Source organism: Rugamonas aquatica, assembly GCF_009380215.1.
Classification (GTDB): Bacteria; Pseudomonadota; Gammaproteobacteria; order Burkholderiales; family Burkholderiaceae_D; genus Rugamonas; species Rugamonas aquatica_B.
Genome location: NZ_WHUG01000009.1, coordinates 217850 through 240452, shown reverse-complemented (window position 1 = coordinate 240452; position 22603 = coordinate 217850). Strand labels below are relative to the sequence as shown.

General features: G+C 56.3%; 15 protein-coding genes and 6 pseudogenes. 9 read left to right on the top strand and 12 right to left on the bottom strand.

The window, feature by feature from the left end; all coding sequences use genetic code 11:
• Nucleotides 1-3 precede the first annotated feature (3 nt).
• Complete coding sequence (locus GEV02_RS21725; RefSeq protein ID WP_152840048.1) at nt 4-678, top strand: hypothetical protein; 675 nt, start codon at nt 4-6, stop codon at nt 676-678.
• Here GEV02_RS21725 and GEV02_RS21720 read toward each other — a convergent pair.
• From GEV02_RS21720 to GEV02_RS21710, 3 genes are all read right to left on the bottom strand, one after another.
• On the bottom strand, nt 654-1217 hold the full coding sequence (locus GEV02_RS21720) for a lytic transglycosylase domain-containing protein (RefSeq protein ID WP_152840047.1): 564 nt from the start codon (nt 1215-1217) through the stop codon (nt 654-656). The genes GEV02_RS21725 and GEV02_RS21720 overlap by 25 nt on opposite strands.
• Nucleotides 1218-1647: 430 nt before the next feature.
• On the bottom strand, nt 1648-2529 hold the full coding sequence (locus GEV02_RS21715; RefSeq protein WP_328595884.1) for a bestrophin family protein: 882 nt from the start codon (nt 2527-2529) through the stop codon (nt 1648-1650).
• Nucleotides 2526-3218, bottom strand: coding sequence for a carbonic anhydrase (locus GEV02_RS21710; RefSeq protein ID WP_152840046.1), 693 nt, complete (start codon nt 3216-3218; stop codon nt 2526-2528). The genes GEV02_RS21715 and GEV02_RS21710 overlap by 4 nt, the downstream gene beginning before the upstream one ends.
• Before the next feature lie 247 nt (nt 3219-3465).
• Here GEV02_RS21710 and GEV02_RS21705 point away from each other — a divergent pair, with 247 nt between their 5' ends.
• Nucleotides 3466-3894, top strand: coding sequence for a CesT family type III secretion system chaperone (locus GEV02_RS21705; protein WP_152840045.1), 429 nt, complete (start codon nt 3466-3468; stop codon nt 3892-3894).
• Nucleotides 3895-3950: 56 nt separating this feature from the next.
• Complete coding sequence (locus tag GEV02_RS21700) at nt 3951-4496, top strand: hypothetical protein (RefSeq protein ID WP_152840044.1); 546 nt, start codon at nt 3951-3953, stop codon at nt 4494-4496.
• An 11-nt stretch (nt 4497-4507) separates the two neighbouring features.
• Here the strand turns inward: GEV02_RS21700 and GEV02_RS33445 are convergent.
• From GEV02_RS33445 to GEV02_RS21690, 4 genes and pseudogenes are all read right to left on the bottom strand, one after another.
• Nucleotides 4508-4705, bottom strand: a pseudogene (locus tag GEV02_RS33445) (IS110 family transposase); the annotation flags it as partial.
• 167 nt (nt 4706-4872) lie between these two features.
• On the bottom strand, nt 4873-5376 hold the full coding sequence (locus tag GEV02_RS21695) for a hypothetical protein (RefSeq protein ID WP_152840043.1): 504 nt from the start codon (nt 5374-5376) through the stop codon (nt 4873-4875).
• 21 nt (nt 5377-5397) lie between these two features.
• Nucleotides 5398-5645, bottom strand: a pseudogene (locus GEV02_RS33440) (hypothetical protein); the annotation flags it as partial.
• Nucleotides 5646-6049: 404 nt separating this feature from the next.
• Complete coding sequence (locus GEV02_RS21690; RefSeq protein WP_152840042.1) at nt 6050-9007, bottom strand: putative Ig domain-containing protein; 2958 nt, start codon at nt 9005-9007, stop codon at nt 6050-6052.
• A 411-nt stretch (nt 9008-9418) separates the two neighbouring features.
• On the opposite strand from GEV02_RS21690, the gene GEV02_RS21685 reads away from it, so the two are divergent.
• Nucleotides 9419-11344 carry a GNAT family N-acetyltransferase gene (locus tag GEV02_RS21685; protein WP_174999262.1) on the top strand — a complete coding sequence of 642 codons (1926 nt, stop codon included), beginning with the start codon at nt 9419-9421 and terminating at the stop codon, nt 11342-11344.
• Nucleotides 11345-11498: 154 nt separating this feature from the next.
• Here the strand turns inward: GEV02_RS21685 and GEV02_RS21680 are convergent, their stop codons facing one another.
• Nucleotides 11499-12350: a hypothetical protein gene (locus GEV02_RS21680; protein ID WP_152840040.1), complete on the bottom strand. Its 852-nt coding sequence runs from the start codon at nt 12348-12350 to the stop codon at nt 11499-11501.
• Between the two features lie 518 nt (nt 12351-12868).
• Here GEV02_RS21680 and GEV02_RS21675 point away from each other — a divergent pair.
• From GEV02_RS21675 to GEV02_RS21660, 4 genes and pseudogenes are all read left to right on the top strand, one after another.
• Nucleotides 12869-15064, top strand: coding sequence for a hypothetical protein (locus GEV02_RS21675; protein WP_152840039.1), 2196 nt, complete (start codon nt 12869-12871; stop codon nt 15062-15064).
• 147 nt (nt 15065-15211) lie between these two features.
• A complete protein-coding gene (locus GEV02_RS21670; RefSeq protein ID WP_152840038.1) occupies nt 15212-16066 on the top strand; it encodes a hypothetical protein in 855 nt (284 codons plus the stop codon).
• A gap of 49 nt (nt 16067-16115) precedes the next feature.
• Nucleotides 16116-17196, top strand: a pseudogene (locus tag GEV02_RS21665) (IS3 family transposase); the annotation flags it as partial.
• Between the two features lie 141 nt (nt 17197-17337).
• A complete protein-coding gene (locus GEV02_RS21660; RefSeq protein ID WP_152840037.1) occupies nt 17338-18315 on the top strand; it encodes an IS481 family transposase in 978 nt (325 codons plus the stop codon).
• A 471-nt stretch (nt 18316-18786) separates the two neighbouring features.
• Here GEV02_RS21660 and istB read toward each other — a convergent pair.
• The 3 genes and pseudogenes from istB to GEV02_RS21650 form a co-directional block, all read right to left on the bottom strand.
• A pseudogene (gene istB / locus GEV02_RS21655) lies at nt 18787-19581 on the bottom strand (IS21-like element helper ATPase IstB).
• Nucleotides 19571-19714, bottom strand: coding sequence for a hypothetical protein (locus GEV02_RS33005; RefSeq protein ID WP_174999260.1), 144 nt, complete (start codon nt 19712-19714; stop codon nt 19571-19573). The pseudogene istB and the gene GEV02_RS33005 overlap by 11 nt, the downstream one beginning before the upstream one ends.
• Before the next feature lie 81 nt (nt 19715-19795).
• Nucleotides 19796-20101: pseudogene (locus GEV02_RS21650) on the bottom strand (transposase domain-containing protein); the annotation flags it as partial.
• A gap of 11 nt (nt 20102-20112) precedes the next feature.
• Between GEV02_RS21650 and GEV02_RS21645 the strand changes: the two are divergent.
• Complete coding sequence (locus tag GEV02_RS21645; protein WP_217433156.1) at nt 20113-20976, top strand: transposase; 864 nt, start codon at nt 20113-20115, stop codon at nt 20974-20976.
• Between the two features lie 326 nt (nt 20977-21302).
• Here GEV02_RS21645 and GEV02_RS21640 read toward each other — a convergent pair.
• Nucleotides 21303-22448: pseudogene (locus GEV02_RS21640) on the bottom strand (IS256 family transposase).
• Nucleotides 22449-22603 lie beyond the last annotated feature (155 nt).

Here is a 22603-nt window from a genome sequence, read left to right as displayed (position 1 = left end):
GTATTGGCCACCGTTGCCGGGATAGGCCCGGTGGCACTGGCCACGCCCTTGGATTTATTGCAAACTCAGGCGCCACAACTGGCCAGGTTGTATGCCGCGTATCCGCAGTATGGTGACGGGCTGTCGCGCTACGCCGCAGGGCAGGGCTTCTCCCGTCCGGTCGAACGCTTGGCGACGGTGGTGCATGAGCTGATTCATATTGATTCAGCGGCGCACCAGGGCTATTACATCGATGGCGTGTACTATGAGCCCTACTTGGCCGCATCGGCGTGGCCATCGCTGCGCAACGAGGAAGTCGGACCATGGATGCGTGGCGATGAGAAAGGCAATATTTACTCGCTGTATATGCGAGCGACGCCGAAAAACACCCTGGGCAACGCACTGGACGAGGTCAATGCCTACGGTCAGGTGTTGCCGTTTGTTTGCCGTAACGAAGCGGACTCCGCCGATCGCCAGATCAGGAATTTGTTGGGGCAATTGTATGTGGTCGAGGCGTTCTTGCGCGTGGCGCGCATGGCGCGCCCCGAGGACTATCGGGCCTTGACGCGCCGCCACGCCAGTGCCGGCGCACTGAAAACCATCACTGGCCGCGCTTGGTATGCCTTGGTTGCCTGCGGCGTGCCGGCTGCGCAATTGCCCAATCAGGAAACGCGCTATCTTCTGGAGCGTATGGAATAGTCGTTCCAGGCCGCGCCCAGTCGGGTTGGCGCGGGCGCGTCGGCCAGTCGGTCGTCGCGCGGCGCGTCGGCCTGCCCCAGCGCATTGCCGATCACTTTGTCTACGTAGCTGAGCCGCCCTCCCGGCTCCGACTTGAAACCACGCGAAAAATTCCCACTGTAATAGCATGACAGCGCTGCGCGCAGGCCGACTTGCGCGTTGCTATAGCTTGCCCGCGCGGCCACAAAACATTCTTCCAGGATTTTTGCGCCGGCACCGATGTTGGCGCAGGCGTCGAACGCCGTCTGGCGCGTCAGACCGTATTTTTTAAAATTGTGCTTGTTGACCTGGGCATAGCCGACCGAATAGTTGTAGCCTTTACGTTCAAGCATCTCGGTCATCGCCAGCGCTTCGGGCAGGGAGCGCGGCTGGCGCGCCAACGGCGCCCCGACGACGCCGATGGCGTATTGGTTGAAGCCGGATTCGGTCTTGACCAGAGCGTGCATGGCCCTGACGTCGATTGCGGGGGCGCACTGCTGCGCCAAGTCGATGAATTCCATCGCGTACTCCGATGATGGGGATGAGCGCTTAACGCATCATTAGCAAGGCATTGATGTCTTCACGAACCAATACGTCCCGGGTGACGTCGAGTACATAGCGGAAGCCCCGGAAGAGTAACATCTCCCCAGATCGGTAACCTAGGGCCTGCGCACCGTAGATCTCGACAGGGGCATTGCTGGGCAAAGGACGGACTTGCAGAAGCTGTTGCAACGATAGTCGAAAGATGAGAGGTGTCGTCTGCATTTTGCGGTCTTTCTCAAAAAACAAGCTGATTTTCCGAAGCGGTGTTGGTGTGCGGTCCTGGCACCTGAATCGATCCGTTTGTAACAGGTGTCGCCGCCGCTATGCTATGAGTGACGCCAGGCTGCAAATAATTCAATTTGTGCGTTGACGATGCCGATCATGGTCCAAGGTCGATGCTACGACGGCCTACCACAATATCCCGTCCTGGATTTTCATCTGAGTCAAGCCGTGTGGTTCGTCCAGCCCATCGCGTAAATCAATTTCGATAGCGCGCGTCAGGGTGGACAGCGGGACGTCATGCTCGGTGTTGGCGAAAGGGTTTTTCATGTCATTGCCGATTTGCAGCAGCGCCAACAGCAGCACGCCAACGGCACCAGACCCCAGCGGCGTGAAGATGCCCAGCGACTCCACTAGTCCCAGTGGCAGCAATACGCAGAACAAGTGAGTGAAAAGCACAGGATAGACTGCGTATTGTTGGGGAAACGGCGTGTTTTTGATGCGCTCCATTCCCCCTTGCGCATTCGACAGCGTGCTCAGCGTCAGTGACACCGCTGCCAGTTTGACGCTGTCCATGCCGGATTGGTCTGCGACCAGCTCCGCTGTGCGGCCAAGGATGGCGTTGGGGACGTTGGCGACGCCTCGCAAGCGGTTGATCTCGCCCCGGGGCAGGCGTGGCGCTAACTCTGCCCATGGTGACTGACTGCGCAGGTGCAGGCGCAACGCGTGGACATAGGCGGCGTGCCGCAATACAAGATTTTTGCGTAGTGCGTCGGTTTCCGGTGGTAATAAAATTTTTATTTCACGTGCGAAGTTGCGCGAACTATTGACCATGGTACCCCATAGCGTACGTGCTTCCCACCAGCGTGAATATGCGGCGGTGTTGCGAAAACTGAGATAGATCGCAAGCGCTGAGCCGAGCAGTGATAAAGGCAGCGCGGGGAAGGTAAAGTGGTAGTGCACACGCAGATAAATCAGTGTCACCGCCAGGTCCCAGGCAAAGAATAATGCCAGCGGCCGTCCGATATAGTGAAGTAGATGCACTACGCGGACCCGGCCAGGCGCAATCACCGCGTCTCCGGCGGCAGGCCGCGCGCTTGCGCTGCGGAGATGGACTGGAAACTGCCGCTGGCGTCGTCGTATACCGTAACCGTGCCATGTTCAATATCGTAAACCCAGCCCTGCACGTTCAGGCGACCTTCCGCCAGACGCGCTGCGACTGCGGGATGGGTACGCAAATGCATCAGTTGCAGACGTATGTTTTCCTGGACGAGTGCGGTTGCCGTCGCGGCGCCGTCGAGTTTGCGCGTCAAGATGACGCTGCGCGCGGCTTCGGCATTGCGCAGCCAGGCTGTGACGGCGGGCATGTCTTGCGCGTTCGTGGTATTAGTCATCAATCCTTTCATGGCACCACAATCCGAGTGGCCGCAAATGACGATTTGACGGACGCTGAGCATCGCCACGGCGTATTCGATGACTGCCGAGACACCGCCCAGCATTTGACCGTAGCTCGGTACGATGTTCCCTATATTCCGGCACACGAACAGTTCCCCAGGCTGGGTCTGCGTAATCATTTCCGGCACCACCCGCGAATCGGCACAGGTGATGAACAATGTGTGTGGGGCTTGTCCTTGCGCCAGGCTTTTGAACAAGTCTCGGTTATTGGGAAATATATCGCGGGTAAATTCTTCTACGCCGCGCAGCAAGCTGCAAAGATCGCCGCCGCCGGTCGCGTTGTCGTTGTGATGCTCATTGGACATGAATGAAATCTTTCGTAAAACAGCGTGTTACGGTAAGCGCGCACCCCCGCAGGGGGCAAGCGGCAAAAGGAGGGGCTTGCTGTGGGCATGGGTAACTCAGGCCATCAAATGGTTCACGGCGCCGCCTGGAGTCCTAAGGGCGAAAATTTCTAATGCGAAACAGTTTTACTTCCGGCGTTACTCATCGTGAGAGCAATCGCATCGCGCGCTCGTAACTTAATATCGATCTTTTTATGGAGGCAACAATATGATCACCCACATGCAGTGGCAGGCTGTTGTACTGGAATTTTGTACGCTGAAGAACTTGCCGTCTCCGCAAAATCTGCTGGAAAACGGTTTGCTGACCATTGATGACATGCCGGCTGCTCTACTGTTTGATGAGGATGAGATTAGTAATATCACCATACGCTTTGATTTGGGTGAAATGCCGCTGGGCAGAAAAGCTCAGATATGCGAAGTACTGCTGATGAGTAATTTCGAAAGTGAACGTGGTGAATTTATCTGGGCCTTGGAGCCTCAGAGCTCGCGCGTGGTCTGCAGCTACCAGGTTCCCGTGCCCCAAGGCACTAATGGGGCGCAGCTTGCCGAAGCTTTGGAGGTCGCAGCCGGGGAAACAAAGAATATGTGGTTGCATGTGCTCTCTGCATTCGACCTGAGCCAGCAAGAGCTGGTGTGACAATATCAGTATCGGTTAACAGTTTTCCGTCGAATTCAACATCAATAGAGGGTGTCATGGGATTAACAATCAGCAGTCGCGGTAGTATGCCGTTTCAGATCAGGTCTACTTCTGTTCCTACAGGGCAGGCGCAGACGGAGCTGGTCAGCGCTTTCCAGCACGGGGACGCGGGCACATCTATTTTTGGGAGGAAGTCGGATCTGCTTGTTCCCAAGCCGGTTGGGGGCAAGCGTGGGGGCAAGGTAACGCAGGCAGCGCCTCCGTCCTCGGCTGAAGTAAGGGAGAAAAAACAGCGGTCTGAGGCAAAGCGCAACGCCTTGCAAGGCGCGAAGACCATCGTGCAGGCGCTTAAATGGACAGTGGGCCTGGCACTGTCATCTGTGTTAACCCCTCTTGGTGTTCTTGTAGGCCTTTTGGTGGGGGCGGTGGCGTTGCCCTTTGGAGATTTAAGTGTCATGGAGAAGACAGTGCCGTTCGGCGCGAAAGTAGGGCTTGCGCCGTACGAGGGCTTGGCCAAGCTGGAAAGCTACATTGCCGGGCATTTGAAAAGTGCGACGACTGACGGCGATAACGGAGCTGTGCCAACAGAGACGGCGAAGTAAGGCTGGCTAGTGCGTGAGCTATGTCGAGGGACCTGGGGGGGGCGCAGCAACTGATCCAGCACTCCCAGGTGATTACGTCGTGCACCAAGCACATGCTCCAGCGCCGGATGGCTTTATATCAGCAGACCACGAAGACGGTTGCTTGCCGGGAGGATTTGGTCAGCCTGGTCGTCGTCAAAGCCGCATAACATGGTCAGTTTCGCCAACTGCAATCAGTGCCCGCAGTCTCGTAAGCGGCGCGTGCAAGGTCTCCGACGACCTGCGCGACTTGGGAAAACGATGCAGCATCAATCTCTTCACCGCATCATGCGCTCGGCAGCCCCGCGCTTGCAGACCTGATACGGCAAGCACCAATGGCAAGGCGGTGGTGCGCCATTCAATCCTCTCTCATGAGGTGAGCGATTCTAGCGAATTGACTCGCAATATTGCTTTTAATAACAGAATACTTTTGAATTTTAGTAAGTTCTTTGGCGGTTTTTTCAAGGACGGTCAACGCCTGCAATCGTAGTTCTTTCTTTTCGTTCGAGGTCTGGGAGCTCTGAATTTTTTCTAACACGTTGAGAATGTGCAGGAGCTCTGCTCGCACCCAGTTCAGCGCGTGCAACGCCTTAATGGTATGAAAAGGGCTGCAAGCCCAAGCCCACAGGAGCTGATGAGGGGATGTCTTTTGCGTACGATCAAGTCGGCTCAGACCCGCGACAATATCCATGCTTGCATCTATTCTCGCCGCGATTTCAGGATTCGTTACCCGGGGTGGGCTCGGGGCGTTATTCCAGGATGCGGGGCCTGTCCCGATGGCTTTTGCATGCGGGACATTCATCCCCCATGGTTCGGAGTTCTGGTGCGCCGGCACGTAAGTCAGTAAAAGGGAGTCAGTCATGAATAGTCCATCCTGAATAATTCAAAGAACAGCGGTGACTTGGCGCAGCAGTCGCTGGTCGTGTAACTGGCATAGCTGGCGCCATATTGACCAAGCGGTAATCAGGATAAAAAGATGCCGCAGTTTTCGCAGGATCATGCATAGGTTGTGGTCACCGCCATCAACCGCGCATTGAAGGCGTCACCGTCCGCGCCCTGGAGCCAGTTGCGCCGTAGTTTGCCGTCGTTCTTCATGTGTCCGATCGCCGGTTCGATGGCGCTGCGCAGACGCATCTGTGATGCCAAGTTTGGGTTGGTGGAAGGCCTTCGTCCCCGCTTGCACTTCGGCACCGCGATAGCCCAGATCGACAAACACTTATCGGCTGCTGTGTCAGGGATGGGTAACCGTAGCGCCCCAAGAGTTCACCATTGTCTTTTTTATACCTAGATGCGATTTGTTGCGTGCGCGGGAGGTCGACGAATGTTCGGGTGTCCGCCACTTTACTGCGTTGTGGCGGGCTGTCCCGTAGCGACAGCATTGGGGGATCCAATCTTGCATGATCAGCACTGCCGGCGAACTCTTTGGGTTGCACTTCGTGGCGCTGATGAGGCACATTGATTTATCAGTTCCTTCTGGGAGTACATCGCAACACAGGCCATGGGCGGCTTGTCCCGAGCCGTCCTCGGAGCTGTCATTATTGGAAGTGAATTTTGCGGCTGATGATGTCGGTAACGTTCAGCGTCGTATTGGGACTGCGCATGTAGATCAGATAAGCGTCCTGACCGGAAATCGTACTGGTATCGCCCAAAATGAATGGATAGTACGCCTTGTGCAGCACGGGTGTGGTTGACTCCGTAAAGAAGGTGATCGCTGGCCCCCAGTGCACTGCATCGACGCTAAAAGCAGCGTTGATCTGCTGGTCGTGTCCATCCACCATCCACATAAAGATGTACTGTTTCAGATAGTTGTTGTAGGTCAGGCTACCTGCGGTGATAAAGGCGTTGGGAAGGCCAGGTAAGGGTGATAGAGCTGGTGGCGGGGCATTGACGTCGATGCGCTGAGTAAACGCCCCCTTATAATATCCGTACCAGGTGCCGGGCATTGCTTTGGGGTCGTAGGAAACGTATGCGGTGACGTGGCCGGTATAGCTGGTTTTACCGTTCGAGCTGGCGGCTGTGGCGCCATAACCGAGCCAGCGCTGGTTGGATGCGTCCCATATAACCGTATACATATTGAGTCCCCCGAATATCTTCGTTGGCGCGGAAGGGACCGTGTTTTTTGAGGAGGCCACGATGGGGCCATAGTTGGTCCATGTGATACCATCGTCCTGAGATGTTAGCAACAGGGTCGAATACCATTCACCAATGTCGCCGTTGGCGAATTGATGGCTCTCCGCGTGCGCGGTGGCGACAATCGTACCGTCCGATGTGCGCGTGGCCGATTGCATCCAGATCCCGTTCGCGGCGGGGCCGGTTGCCCAGCTATGATCGACGCCCGGCGCGTAAATCATGGTATTCATAATGGTTTGGCTGTTTTTAGGCTGAACCAGGTGGAACAGGTCGGGGCCGGAATATCGTTGGGGCTTCGCGGCTGCCCAAAACGCGATGTAGCCCGTGCCATCTTTGTTGGGCAGCCAAGGCCAAATGGAATCGTTGATATAGTAGGTGGGGCTGTAGAAGTCGTGACTGGTGCTACCCGCAGTGGGAACTACGACGTCCTGGCCTACGTTAAAGATGGGCGTAGGAAGGGGGGTGATCGTGATCTGCAGCACGGTTGATGCGGAGCCGGCGTCGTTGGTGGCCGTCACAGTGTAGGTCTGGGCACCCGCGGCGGTAGTCGGGGTACCGCTGATGACACCGCTCACCGGGTCCAACATCAGCCCCGTAGGAAGCGTTGGCGACACGGTGTAGCTCGTGACCGGACTGCCCGAACTGCTTGGTGTATTAGATGGTATCGCCCTATATGGTGGAGCGACGATTATTGTGTTTGCATAACTCAATTGGACCGGCGGCTGCAGGCGTTTATTGATCGTGATATTCATGCTGGCCGCAGCATAGCCTGCCGCATTGCTGCCAACTACCGTATAGGATTGTGCGGTGGCGGCAACCGACGGCACGCCGCTGATTACCCCGCTTACTGGGTCCAGCGTCAAGCCGGATGGCAACGCGGGCGATACGCGATATTGCTCGATGGGGCCGCCTGAGCTTTGGGGCGGACTCGGTGCGATTTCCTGGCCTTGCGTGGCAATAATTGACAACGATGCATAGCTCAAATGAGCCGGAGGCTGCAATTGCGCATCGATACCGATGCCGAGGATAGCCTGGGCTGAGCCGGCGGCGTTTCTGGCAGTTATTGTGTAGCGCTGTGTAGCGGTTGCAAAGATGGGCGTACCGCTGATGGCCCCGCTGAGGGGATCTAGCGTCAGCCCTGTTGGCAAGCTTGGCGATATGTTGTAGCTGGTGACCGCGCCGCCTGAGCTCTTAGGCGTTATCGGTGTTATCGCCTGATTCTGCGTGGCGAAGAATTCCATCGTGCTATAGATTAAATCGCCTGGTGGTTTCAATTGTTCACTTACGCCAATACTCAGGGCGATCTGGGTGGCGCCAGCGGCATTGCTGGCGGTGACGGTAAACGGTTGCGAAGCTAACGGCACCGTCGGTATGCCGCTGATTACACCAGTCGTTGGGTTGAGTGTGAGTCCTGCGGGTAAGGCGGGGGTGATAGCGTAGCTCGTCACCGCGCCGCCAGAGCTGCGGGGGATGTTCGGCGCGATGGTCACATTTTGCGTGGCGATAATGGACACACTGGTATAGGCCAATTGACCAGGCGGCTGGAGTTGTTCGCTGATGGCGATGTTCAGATTGATTTGAGTAGTACCTGCGCTGTTGCTCGCTATTACCGAGTACAGTTGCGAAGCCGAAGGCATGGACGGTGTGCCGCTAATCAGTCCACTTGACGTATCCAGCACCAGACCTGCGGGTAAGGGGGGCGACACACTGTAGCTTGTGGCCACGCCGCCCGAGTTGCTGGGGGCCATAGACGGCATGGCTTGGTTTTGTGTGGCAATGATAGACAGTGTTCTATAGGTCAAATTGCTTGGCGGCTGCAGCTGCTCGGTCACGCTGATGCTGATAGTGGATTCGGCGGTGCCTGTACTGTTGGTAGCGATGATAGTGTACGCCTGCAAAGGGGAGGTAACCGCCGGTGTGCCCTTGATAATGCCGCTGAGCACATCCAGGCTCATTCCCTCCGGCAAGGTGGGCGACACGCTATAGTTTGCCACCAGACCGCCCGAGTTGCTTGGGACATCCGGGGAAATCGCTTGGTTCTGAAGAGCGACGATTGCTGCAGTCGGGTAGAGCAAATTGCTCGGGGGCAGAAGGTGGTTGTCGGTGGAAGGGGGGGGGGCTGGGACATCGTTGCTTGCATTACCCCCGCAGGCTTGAAGGCACAAGCCTGTGATGCAGATTAGTAAAGATACGAAAGATGATTTGGCTTGCTTCATTTGCTTCCTCCAGTCCAGCGGATCGCAGTGAGCGATACATGCGTTTAATTTTTTGAACGATTGGTGTCCGACAGCTTGCGCATCAAGCTCAGTTGTTGTCTCAGGGCGTATAAGTAACGGCGACAAACCCACGAGGCGGCGCTTCATTGATATTTCAAAAATCAATGTGTTGTTATCGATTGGTAACACTCTGCTGACTTCAGTTCCGTTACTGATCGTGCGAGGTTGATCCTGAGGCAGCAGAAGATATGCGGGGGAGCGAGCAACCGGGGAACTAGCAATGACAGCGTGTTACCCACGCTTTAATTGCTAATTCTCCTTCATCCAATGAATGTTTCGACTTGCTTTGCCGCGGGCGCGTCTGAGCCGCGGGTTGGTAACGATGACGAGCTGTCTTGGATCGCGTTCCGCGACTCCCCTTTAGGCCAGCGTTGCCGCTCATCTGAACTGAAGGACGACACCGGGTTGTCGCCGGCCCTCGCTGACCACTATGCGGCGGTCGTCGCTCGGTATTGGGAGCTTGGTTTGCTACGTGGTAAGCTTGATCAGCGAGCACCCTTGTACGTTCTCGACGCAAGCGACGGCTGTGGCCGCAGAGCCTGGTTGATTCACAAGCAGCTAATGGCGCGTCTTGAGCAGACTCCGGGCTTGGCTGGCCGCTGTCGCTATATTATTTTTAGCTCACACGCGGACGAGCTGGAACCGATAGAACGGCATCCATATTTCGCGGCGCAGATCCGCAGCGGCCGGGTTGATACCGCTCTGTGGGACATCGAGCAAGGTGAGCGCTGCCGGCTGCGCCATGGTGCGGCCGCGCTTGGACCCATGCGCAATCCGCCTGTCGTGCTGGCGCATGACCTCCTTGGGCGCCTGTCGCGCGAATTATATTCTCTCCACTACGGCAAGATATTCTCCACCCGGATGCGCTATATTGGTCCGGGGCGCCTGCGGGCACCTTCCATCGCCTACGAATGGCTGCCGGAAGCGCTGGCGGACTTGCCATCGGCCCAGATGAAGCTGCTGAGACATTATCTGGGCTGCGTCAACTCGGTACAATTGATGATGCCCACTGGTGCCTTACGCGCCAGCGACCACCTTGCAAACCTCTGCTGTGGCAGATATCTATTGCTGGCTCGAGGCAGTGGCTCCGCCCACCTTCGGCAGATGCATGCGGTGGCGGAGCCGTTGCCGGCGCGCCCGGCGGAGCTTGGGCGGGCAGCGCGGCGTATCAATTATCACGTGTTGGCCCGCTATCTACGCGAGGAGGGATGCCAAGTCTGGCATGCGCAGACGGGACAGGCGCCGGTGCTGACCTTGGCGCTCGGGCCGGGCGAATCTGGCGCCACTTTTTCGGCGTTGCCGCAGCTGGCCGCGCTACTGTCAGCGGCTGATTTGGTGGACAACGGCTGGTTGGCGAAGTCCAGTGATGCCTGGAGCATACCGCAGGTATTGTGTCTATTGCGGCAGGCGCGCTTCGATCCTGCGGTGTTCCACGTATTGTTCCCCGTGCTTGACGGTAAATTGACACGCAACGACGATGATTGGCCGCATGATTGGAGGCAGGCCTTGAGTGCGCTGTGGGGTCAATGTTTTCAAGGCGAGCCAGGCGCACCTTTGCTGATCCGTCGCCTGGTAGCGCTCGCTATGCGTATCGGCTATTGGGGCTTGGCGCGCGAGATGCTCGAAAATCTGCATCAGTGGTATGGTGGCGCTGCCGGCGATGCATATCTGCTGGCATGTTGTGAGGCGCAGACTGGTCGGCTGACACAGGCGCTGGCTTATTTGTTACGGGCGCGCGCCTTGGCGCCAGAGTGCGGACACTACAGCCAGGCGCACGCGGCGCTGGAGCGTCGACAGCAAGAGCGGCGCGGGCGAGCGGGCGCGGTCCTGGACGGCATTGCCGATGGCGAGTTGGTACTTGAATTGCTTGGGCCGGAGCATGCGCCAGCGTTCCTGCATCACTATCGCGATGCACAGATAGGCGTGATGGCGGGCTTGCCACCGATGGGGACTGAAGCTGAGGTGCGCAGCTGGATCGATAGCAAGGCGCTTGCACCTGGCCGGGCGATGTTTGCGGTGATGCATCGTGACTGGGGGTTCGTCGGGATGACTGCCCTGGATTTTGCTGCGGCCACCGGTTTGTTTTATTTCTGGATTGGCAGCGATTTCCAGGGCCAGGGTGTTGGCAAGCGCGCTGCGGCCCTGTTGTGCGATAAGGCCTCTGTGCTGGGGGTGAAGCAGTTGTTCACCACCGTATTCGAAGACAATGCGCGCTCCCGCGCCGCGCTGTTGCGCAGCGGCTTCAGGCCGATGACGCGGCGTGCGAATGCCCCCTACGATGCCCTGTTGTTCTATCGTCGCTGTGCCAGTGATGTGGATGAGTCGCTGACCATCGAGCACATTGCCGCGTTCTGCCGGGTGTTCCCGGTGGAGTTTGATTTTGGTACCGAGCAAACGGCGTCAGGCGAAGCGGTCGCGGCCTGATCCTTTCCATTGCAGTCGGAAGCGGGCGTTCACTCCCCTCCGAGCCTCGACCTCAAACGCGACTTCTTCACGTTGCCGACGCGGCTAGGAGAGTTGATGCGACAAGCGAGAGCCCGGAATCCGTTCGAGCGCGAGGTATGGCAACGAGAGCTGGCTACGTTTGCTTTTTCAGGTTCGCAGTGGAAGCGCTGCTAGTCTTTGCACCATCGACGACGCTAGCCCTGAAAGGTGAAAGAACCCATTTGAATATCAGGCTAATCGTTTCTCTTATCACGCTGCCAGCGCTCTTGCTACCCGGCGTTAGCGCCAGAAGCTGGCGCGCCTCTTGAGTGTCTTTCAATGTTAAAAAACTTCTCCATTCCTGAAGATAATGGTTAAAACAGGCGGCGGTGCGGCGCGGGTGCTTCAAGATGTCGCTGCGTTTATCGTTTGTTGCCGTGATCATTGCCAGATCTGACAGATAGGTTAGGATGGCGTCGTGGATGTCGGTGGTGGTGACCGTCGCGTCGACACTCTCCTGTTTCTTCAGCATATACTCAGCCATTTCGTACACGCCGTCACGATAGCATTTGTAGCGATAGCTATCCTGGATGGCGCCGCATATGTGGTCCGCTTGTGCGTTTCCCCCGGTGTTGATGTGGTGCTTCGGGATGCAGGTTTGCTGCGGCATATCGTAAAGATCTCTTTCTTCTATCTTTTGAGTGGTTGTCATCATTTTGTCCGGCACTGAGTGAACGAATAGTTCATGTGCCAACATGCCAAGGACCCTGCCCAAGTTTTGTCCTGTGAAAAACCACGGGGACAGGCGGACTTCCAGTCGATCCCCCTTCTCACGCACGCAGGCTATTGCCGGAGAATGTTCAAGAATAATCCAGATTGGCAGGCCAAATTTTTTCCGATAGCGTTTAAGGGACGAGATCCCGCCTAAAACAGCGAGTATGTTGTCTTTCTTTATGCGGTGGTCCAATTTGTGCCCACTCAGATTGGTAAAGATGATCTCGCCCATGGGGACGTTATTGTCTTCATTGGCGGGCAATGTTGCCGTTGGTGGAGCGACGTTTCCAATGTGGGAGGGCGGTTGTGACTGCGGGGCGGTGGGCATCGTCTGCAGCCATATGTCACTCGAGCTGTGAGGGACGTGTGCACAAGTGGCTGCGCCAACTGCCAGACGTCGCCCTGGAAAGGGGGCGGGCGTTGCAGGCTGAGATGCGGAGTTCATGATGTCAGTGTCGGCTAGCGGGGGCGCGATGCGGTGTGTAGAGATGTTCATATAAACTCCTTTCGGTATGTTTTGGTTTTTTTGGTTTTTAATTTAACGGTGAAAGGCGCCCCTCAATTGCCGCGCCGTTAGTGTTTCTAGAGGAGCTTAGTAACCGCTTCGGACCACTGAGTTCATTAGCGAAAGGTCGACTTGATGGTGAACTATTTCCGCTCTATGGTTACCGAGTTTTGACCATGGCAGTAGCTCGTGTAACTGAGCGCGGGATGCGGAAATTTAATCCATCAATAATTAGAAAGCATACTATGAACAACGCAAACGCTGCGGGCCAGCGCCGGCTAAGTCTATCGGCGAATTGGGTATCGGGTTCCTCGACCACTACGTGCCTAGCTGCCTTGGCAAGTGACGCGTCTGGTCAGGTGCGCCATCCGCCGAGACAGCGCTTAAGCCTGTCGCTGCCGCCGCGCGGCGACTATGATGCGCCGACCAACAGCGTCCCATGTGCTCCATCATCGCGCGCTGTTGTCGAGCCTCCTCCTGCGTCACCCTCCACGCCACCAGGCTATGTGGCGCCGGCTGCAGCCGCGTCCACATCCACGACGCCGTCTGCAACCCAATATGTTGAAGAAGGTTACCGGTTCACATCGCAAGAAGATGCCAAGCGCCTTCGTCACTCTCTCTTTTACGTGAAACAACCGGGGATGGTGTTGAGCCCGCTGAACTGGCCGAGATTCTTCCTGTACTTGATCGGAGGCCGGCCGCAGTTTTCCGCCGACGTGCGACGTGCGTTTGATAGCGAGTCCGAGGGCGGCATTGTTGGCACTATCGATGGCCTGGATGACCTAATTGCTCTCCTCAACGCCAGCCGTTTGCCAGAGCGCGCGACGGCCGCGCTGCAAGCAGGGCTTTATCCCGTAGCTCTACCGCTGGTAAACTTTGGAGCGGTCGGCGCGCGCGCCGAGTTCCGTGAGGTGCGTGCGGCATATAGGGAAAACACAAAAAAACTGACCGAACTGAGGACGGAATTATTGGCGCATGCGGACGTGCGGGCGATGGATAATGGATTCCTGTCGTCGGCGACTACGCCTACGGAATTCGGCCTCCGGCTGGTTGCTGTGTTGAAGGCGCGCAGTCAGCCAGTCGAAGCTGATCTGCTGGGGCTTGTGGTTCAATACCGGGCATTGTTGGCGCTGCGCATCGCCAACGCATTGGCTCTTGGCGCTGCGCCAGCCGCGCTGGTGGGCGCGCATGGAATGTTGGCAAGCATTGTGGCTTGTGAGGGGACGGCGCTAGCCGCCGCAATTGGTGGCGCTGGTTCGCAGGTGGCCGCTGCGACCATCATGATGGTGGGAAATTTTGTCATGGGCGGCGCGCAGGTGGCAATGGCTGTGTACGGCCTGGTCGGCGTGGTCCGAGCGATAGTAGCGCACGGCGTACTACGTAAACAGGCGGCCAGTATTGTTGCGTCAAAGTCGATTCAGCCAGCGACGCAAAATGCGCTGCTGGTTGAAAACCGCGTACAGAAACGATTGAATCTGGCCATCGGCCTAGCCAATGCCGGCCTTGCTGGCGGACAGGCACTGATGTTGGCCGGAGGGGCGATTTTCGGTTTGGGCGTGCCATTTTTGATTGCTGGCTCTGTACTGACCATCGCATCCATTGTCGTAAAACTCGTAGCTCAGAATGCTTACGACAAGCGCTTCGCCTATGATCTTAACAATGCTGAACAGGCGCGGCGAGGCACTGGGAGGCCATCCGTAGCTAATCTGGAGCAGCTTCGCGATAAGTCGTTGCGCGCCGGGGTTTGGCGTGAAGTATTTACGACGGCGCAACGTGTCAAAGAACGCTACGGCACCAAGTCCCTGGAAGTGCAAAAGCAGCGATTGTTGCATGAATTGAATGCTATATATTCAACGCACGATCCTCGCCGAGTCCTGTACCAGGAGGTGTACGAGTCAGCTCAAGAACTGTTGAACGCCTGCATGGAGAGTGGGGTCACTTGGGTCGCCAGTTACATTGCCTTGTCAGGTCCGGAAAATTCTGAGAACTCCGCGGTCAAACTGAGGCAATTCGAAGATTTGGCGCCCAAAGACCGAATTGCCAAGTTGTTCAGTTGGGCGATCGAGCGTAGGATCGACGGCGAGTTGTCGCAGGAGGTTGTTCGTCAACTTGTGGTTTCAGTGGCGGGTTTGAAGAATCGCAGTGGGCATCGCTACGATAAATATCTGCAACGTATCAGGTTCTGGGAGCAGCGAAGATTTTTATGGGATAAGCGCAAGACCGCATACAACTTCGATGTGGACACGTTTATAAATGACATCGAGAGTAAGGCGGCCGAAGTCGTGGAGCTTGAGCATATCGTCTATCGGGCGCTAGAGAAAACAGTAGCAAAGGCTTATGCCCAGAGTCAGCGTTCCGAGCTGGCGGCAATTCACGCAAACCTGGTGTCAATTACCGCAGGCGATGCACTCGCAGCCGACCTCGCCGATAGTCGTGTTTAATGCAAGCGTTCCTCTTTTGCCAGTCAGGTGTCCAGTTTGTGCCGGCAGTGCAGCAAACCGATTTCCGGCTGCGGTTACCCATGCTATGGGGAGGCTTGCACAGCTAGGCAAACTGTTAATACCGATCACATTACATGAAAGAAAAAAATGTTTCTTATTCGTCGCTGTTTTGGATTCCGCGAACCAAGCGTGAATTTTTCGACCATCAACTCTACCCCCGACACGACTGCATCGCCAGCAAATAGGGGCTGGCTAAAGGGGCGAACCTTCCAGGCGTTGTGTTGTTTTTTTAGGCGCAAACCTACCGTGGATGCCGAGTCTGTAAAGCAGCGCATTATCCTGGCTGAGAAAAACGTTAGGGCGGTGCTCGCACCTTCGAATGACAACGCAGTCCCTAACAACAAACTGAATCCGAGTAAAGCGGTTAAGACTCTGTTTGCAGAACTGCAGGGGTGTATGGATAAATTACTTATACTCGGCAAGAGGGCTCAGACCTCGGGGGAATATAGTGAGATCTGGGAACTGGATGAGAAAGTACTAAAATTGATGCGTGAGCTGAAAGAGGATGTTGTAGATCAGAGCTCGCTTCCGGTAAGCAAGTGGCAGGACCTAGTCGCGGTTTGGCAGTGCAAGTTCCAGCGCATGTTAGTTCGTTTGGACGAACGCTGCGTATATTGGATCGAGCTTTATTATAAAGGCGGGAATGAGCGTATGCGTGCTTTCAATAACGCTGTGGGAATCGCGCAGTGGATAGTCGACCACGATTCAGGGAAGCAAGCACAGGAGATGTCTGGCTTCGCTAAGGGAAGCACATTCCCTCGGTTAGTCCAACTGAAAGCAAAGTTGGAAGAAGAAGAAGAACGAGCCGAACTAGGTGTTTCCGCCCATCGGCTGCAAATGAAACCTATGTCTTTGCGACCATATCGCTTAGCCAAAGATAAATATACAGCATTGGAGGACGCTTTTAAGCGCACTTACCATGATAATCTCCCCAGCAAATGATCGCGTTTAAAAGTAGAATTTTCCAAACTCAGATTTTTGAAAGTTCTGCATGAAGACGTCCTGTTTTACCGATAGCCAGATTATCTCCATCCTCAAGCAAGCCGAGGGCGGCTCGCCAGTCGCTGAATTGTGCCGCGAGCAAGACATCAGCAACGCCACGCTCTACAAGTGGCGCTCCGAGTTCAGCGGCATGGATGCCTCGCTGATGGCCCGGATGTAGGAGCTGAAGATGAAAATCGTCGCTTGAAAAAGATGTATGCCGAGGAGCGCCTGAAGGCCGAGATCGTTGCGGAAGCTTTGGCAAAAAAGTAGTGAAGCCATCTCACAGACGTGAGATGGCGCGTCACTACGTTGAGGCAGGCCGCATGAGCGTCAAGGTCGCTTGTCTGGCATTCGGCATGAGCCAAACCTGCTATCGCTAAGAAGCCAAGCTGAACGCGGAGAACGAGGTCATTGCCGATTGGCTGGTGCGCCGGACCACCAGCCAGCGTAACTGGGGCTTGGGACTGTGCTTCCTGTACCTGCGCAACGTGAAGTCGTTCAGTTGGAGCCACAAGCGCGTCTACCGGATTTATCGCGAACTGGAGCTGAGCCTGCGGATCAAGCCGCGGCATCGCTTGGTACGGGAAAAACCGTTGCCGTTGGCAGTGCCCACGAAGATCAACCAGACCTGGTCGATGGACTTCATGCACAACCAACTCGCTGATGGCCGCAGCATCCGTTTGTTCAACGTGATCGACGACCACAACCGCGAAGGACTCGGTATCGAGGTCGACTTTTCGCTGCCCTCTGAACGGGTGATCCGATCGCTCGACAGGATCATTGAGTGGCGAAGCAAACCACTGGTCATTCGTTGCGATAACGGCCCCGAGTACATCAGCGCTGTGACGCCGGCCTGAGCCGCCAAGCACGGCATTCGCATTGACTTCATCCAGCCTGGACAGCCGCGGCAGAACGCCTATGTCGAGCGCTATAACCGCACGGTGCACGATTGGTTGGCCCATCACCTGTTCGACACGCTCGATGAGATCCAGTATTTTGCAACCCGATGGCTGTGGACTTACAATCACGACCGGCCGAACATGGCACTTGGCGGCATCACCCCAAAACAGAAGCTTGCCTTGGCCGCCTATCTGTTTAGTTCCGTGCGATCATATTCCTCGTCGCAGCTGGCCTTTGTTTCGTGCTAAGGCTATGCTGGACGAATTGATCGCGGAGTTGGCGCCGCGATCGTCGAGCCACCGCAGGATCGTACCGGAATCATCGAGAGCATGAGCACGCGCATTCATCCGCAAGCCCGCACCACCCCGAAAATCCGCCAGGAGATCAAGGACTCCGGGCTATCCGACCGCGAGGCGGCCAAGGTGTTCAACATCACGCGCGCCACAGCCGCCAAGTGGCTCAAGCGCGATGATGTCCAAGACCGCTCCCATCGCGCTCACACCTTGCATACGACCTTGAGTTCGGGCCAGGAAGCCATCGTGCTCTCGCTGCGCCAAACCCTATATCTGCCGCTCGACGACCTGCTCTACATCACGCGGCAATACATCAATGCCGAGGTGTCACGTTCTGGCTTGGCCCGCCTGCTCAAGCGTGAAGGCATGGCCCGGCTAGAAGATGTCATCCCTACCGCAGAGGGAGAGAAGATTCAGGCCAAGAAGACTTTCAAGGACTACGAGCCAGGCTTTGTTCACATCGACATCAAGTACTTGCCGCAGATGCCTGACGAGAGCTCGCGGCGCTATTTGTTTGTGGCCATAGACCGTGCCACGCGCTGGGTCTTCCTGCACATTTATCACGACATGAGCGACACCAGCAGCATCGATTTCCTGCGTCGCCTCAAAGAAGTTTCCCCCATCAAAATCAGCAAGATCCTGACCGACAATGGCTCGCAGTTCACGGACCGCTTCGCGAACAAAGACAAGAAGCCCAGTGGCCGGCATGTATTCGACAAAGTCTGCGCCGGCATGGGCATCGAACATCGCCTGGCACCGCCGCGTCACCCGCAAACCAATGGTATGGTCGAGCGCTTCAATGGCCGTATCAGCGAGCTCTTGCTGCAAACCCGCTTCGACTGCCACGCCGACTTGGAGACGACGCTGCACAACTACCTCAAGCTGTACAACCATCACATACCGCAACGCGCCATCGATTCAAAAACACCGATCCAGGCGCTCAAAGAATGGCAACGGCAGAAGCCCGAGCTATTTGTAAAACGCGTTTATGAACAGACGGGACTGAACACTTAACCTCTACTTTTAGCGCGTTCTAAAAATGGGGGGATTACCGAGCGACGACGGTACCTGGTCGGAGTGGGATTTTTTTTGTGACCTGTCGGAGCCTTTTTGTAAATTTTATACGTGGTGCCAAATAAGGAAATTGTATTGGTCGCTCCAAAGGGCTAAAAAATTATTTGTAGAAATTACACAGACTTCTAATTCGATTGATATGGGAAAAATCAAAACCTTGTTGATTGCATTCGGTAAAAATTTGAATTTGATTCTTTGCATTGAAATAAGTTCCGGTCAGTGTAGTGATTTGTTAAAAAATAAATAACATTGAAATGTTGAGAAAATCGTTTAAATCGTGTGATGACACTGAGGTGAAAAAATTGCGAAATAAAATTGATGACCATATAAGCTTCATAAAAACAACTTATGGATCAGAAAACCTGGAATTGCCGGTGATTTTTTCCTCTCAATGAAAACATGGGCACGGTGTCAATCAGCGTCGAAACTTTCCACCTTTCTGCGTCCAATACTTTCCACTTTTGAAGGCCGCTGAGCGCGGCCTTTACGCTGTTTGAATCGGTAGGAATCGTTGCCGGTCTCCAAGATGTCGCAATGATGCGTGACGCGGTCCTGCAAGGTTGTCGTCATCTTGGCGTCGCCAAATACCTGCACTCACTCGCCGAACGACAGATTGATAGTAATGATCAGGGATGTCTTCTCGTACAGCTGGCTGATCAGGTGAAACAGCAAGGCGCCACTCGATGGCGGAAATGGCAGATAGCCCAGTTCATCGAGAATGACGGCGTCCACCAGGCACAGCTGCTTGGCCAGGTAGCCGACCTTGCCGAGCGCCTTCTCCCGCTCCAACAGATTCACCAGGTCGACGGCATTAAAGAAGCGCACGCGCTTGGATTGATGGATGGCGCCACACCGATCGCCGTGGCCAAATGCGTTTTCCCCGTGCCGGTTCCGCCGATCAGAATCAGGTTGTGGGCCGCTTCCATGAATGCCGCCGTAGCCAGTTGTTCCAGCAGCGCTTGCGCGAGCGGCGTCTCATTCCAGTCGATGCCGAGCAAGTCGCGTTGGATGGGGACGCGGGCCGATTTGAGCTGGTAGCGCAGGCTCTTGAGTTGCCTGTCGGTTTGCTCGGCGGCGAGCATACGTTCGAGCCAGAGTTCCGGCCGGTGGGCTTGTTTGGGCTTTTCGGCCTGCAGTTCATTCCAGGCAGTGGCCATGCCATTAGAGATGTAGGGCCTTCAGTTGATTCAATAGGTCAATGGACATTGGTCGATCCCAGCAGGTAGTCATAATGCTGGCAATTGACCAGTGGCTCCACCGTCAGCGCAATTCCATCGGGCACGGCGATGGCCGCTGCCGGCAGATGGGGCGCGATAAGCCGGCGCAATTCGTTCATCACGACGGGGGCGCTGAGCGCCGTCTTGAGTGCTGTAGAAAATTAATCGATGATGGTATCACCCCGCTGGGAAGCGGCGTCATCTCAACGGGCTGCTGGCAGGTTGCAGTTCCAAGGCAAGAAATCATCAACCCGGTTCACGGGACGATTGACGATATGCGTCAGCACGGGATGCAACCAGTGTTCGGAGTCGACACCGTTCAGCTTGGCGGTGCCGATCAACGAATAGATCGCGGCGGCGCGTTCGCCACCACTGTCGGTGCCGGCGAAGAGGTAGTTGCAGCGGCCAATGGCGACGCCATGCAAGGCGCGCTCGGCAGCCGAGTTATCGATCTCGATGGCGCCGTCGTCGCAGTAGCGCAGCAGTGCCGGCCAACGTTTGAGCGCGTACATGCGGCCTATTGCGTGCAAGCTTTCGACCAGGCCGTGACATCGCCGAGCTGCGGACCTACCTGCGCGCCCGCGAAAAGCACACGGATTATGCCGCCGCGCACATCCAGCACATGCAGAAGGCGCTGACCTACATGAATATCCAGTTGCACTATGTGATCGCGACCATCACCGGCGTGACAGGCATGCGCATCATCCGGGCCATCGTCGCCGGCGAACACGACCCAGACAAACTCGCCGCGATGCGCGATGTTCGGTGCAAAGAGGGTATCGAAACTATTCGCGGCGCTCTAGTCGGAAACTATCGGCCGGAACACCTGTTCGCTTTGCGTCAATCACTTGCGCTGTACGACTTCTATCAGCAATGCATCGACGAGTGTGATGCCGAGATCGAAAAAGCCGTCGCGGGACTCAATATCGGACGTCCGATGCCGGACGACCCGCTCCCAAAGGCAAAGCACCGCAGCAAAATGCCTAGCGATCCAAACTCCAATGTGCGCCGAGCCGTGTACCAACTCGCAGGCACAGATCTGACACAAATCCATGGCGTCGGTCCGTTCCTGGCACTGCGCCTGATCGGCGAGTGCGGGACAGATATGAGCCGTTGGTGGACCGCCAGACACTTCACCTCTTGGCGGGCACTTTCTCCGGGTTGCAAATCGGCGGCGGGAAGGTGCTGTCGGCGCACACGCGTAAAACAAGCAGCCGACTTACTGTCGCGCTCAGACTCGCGGCGGTCACGGTCGGGCGAAGCAATACCGCGCTCGGTGCCTTCTACCGCCGTCTCGCCGTCCGGATCAGCAATGCGAAGGCAGTTACAGCCATTGCGCGCAACATCGCAGTGCTGTTTTACAACGCCATGCGTTACGAAATGAACTACCGTGATCGCGGGGCAGATCACTACGAACAGCTATATCGAGAACGCGTCATCAAACAGCTGCACCGGCGCGCTGCACAGTTTGGATACTCGCTGCAGCCAGAGCCGTCACCGATATAGAGGTGAGTTTTTTAGGCAGGCCGCGGTGTAGTTTGCCCGCGAACTGAAATAATTTATCAAGCAATTTGCCACCTGCAAAAGGAGGCCGTTCCAGTCAAACAGAGCTGCCGCGTCTTGGGCGTGGTCGATCTGGCTACTGCGAGTCCCAGTGTCGTTCCAGCAAACCGGCTTTGTGCAAGACCAGCGTTCATCTGAAGGCGGCGTTCATGGCCAGTCATCAGAGCTACGGGAGTCGCCGGCTGGTTGGCCGCCTGCTTCCACGTTCCACGTCCGCTGCGGCATCTTCCAATCTTTTTCGATATTGCGCAAGTCCAAGTAAGGCAGCTTGCTGGCCGCGTCGTCGCGGGAAGTGGCCCCGGTTCTTGACGATCTTCCGAAGGTGCATATGCAGGCTCTCAATGGCATTTGTGGTGTAGATGATCGTCCTCACCTCCGGGGGATACGCGAAGAACGGAATGACCTACTGCCACTGGCGCCGCTACATCGCTGCCACAGTCGGGAAATTGGTGCCCCCACGGCCCTTCCGCGAATTCGTCCAGCGCGGCGGCCGCCATATCCGCGTTGGCGGCCTGGTAGACCGGTTTCAGGGACGCCGCCAGTTCCTTGCGGTCCTTCCAGGACGCCAGCGGGGTGGGGGGGGACGGATCAGATGTACGATGCACGTTTGGATCTGCGCCTGCGGATAGACCGCCTCTATGGCCTCGGGGAAGCCACGCAGGCCGTCGACGACAGCGATCAGGACATCATTGAGGCCCCGGTTTTTCAGTTCGTTGAAGACCTTCAGCCAGAACTTGGCGCCCTCGGTTTGTTCTATCCACAGCCCCAACACTACCTTGCGGCCATCGGCGCGGATGCTCAGCGCCAGATGCATGGCCTTGTTCTTGACGGTGCCCTCGTCCCGGATTTTGAGCCGCATCGCGTCGAAATAGAAGATCGGGTACATCGGCTCGAGCGGCCGTTGCTGCCACTGCGCGACTTCGTCCAATACTTCGTCGGTGATGGTGGAAATGAGGTTCGGCGAAACCTGCGTGCCGTAAATCTCAAGCAGATGAGCTTGGATTTCGCGCACCGTCATGCCGCGCGCGTACATGCCGATGACGTGATCGTCGAAGCCTGACATGCGGCGCTGGTGTTTGCCCACCAGTTTCGGCTCAAAGCTCGAGAGGCGGTCACGCGGCACGTCTATTTGCAACTCGCCGCCCGGTGTCAACACCTTCTTGGGGCTGCTGCCGTTGCGGTGGTTCTACCGGCTTGATCCTCGCTCGCCAAGTGGTGGCTCAACTCGGCCGCCAGCATGCGCTCGGCCAGCATCTTCTTCAACTGCTCGGCCAGGCCGGATTCGCCAAGGATCGACTCAGCCTCCTTGTTCTCGACCTAGGCCAGTAACTGGTCGATCAGCTCAACCGGGAACGGGTATGGCGCTTTCTGCTTCTTGGGCTTTTTGGTGGTCGTTACGTCGGCCATGGAATTTCCCTTTCGGTATTATTTCATGACCTCGCTTCACA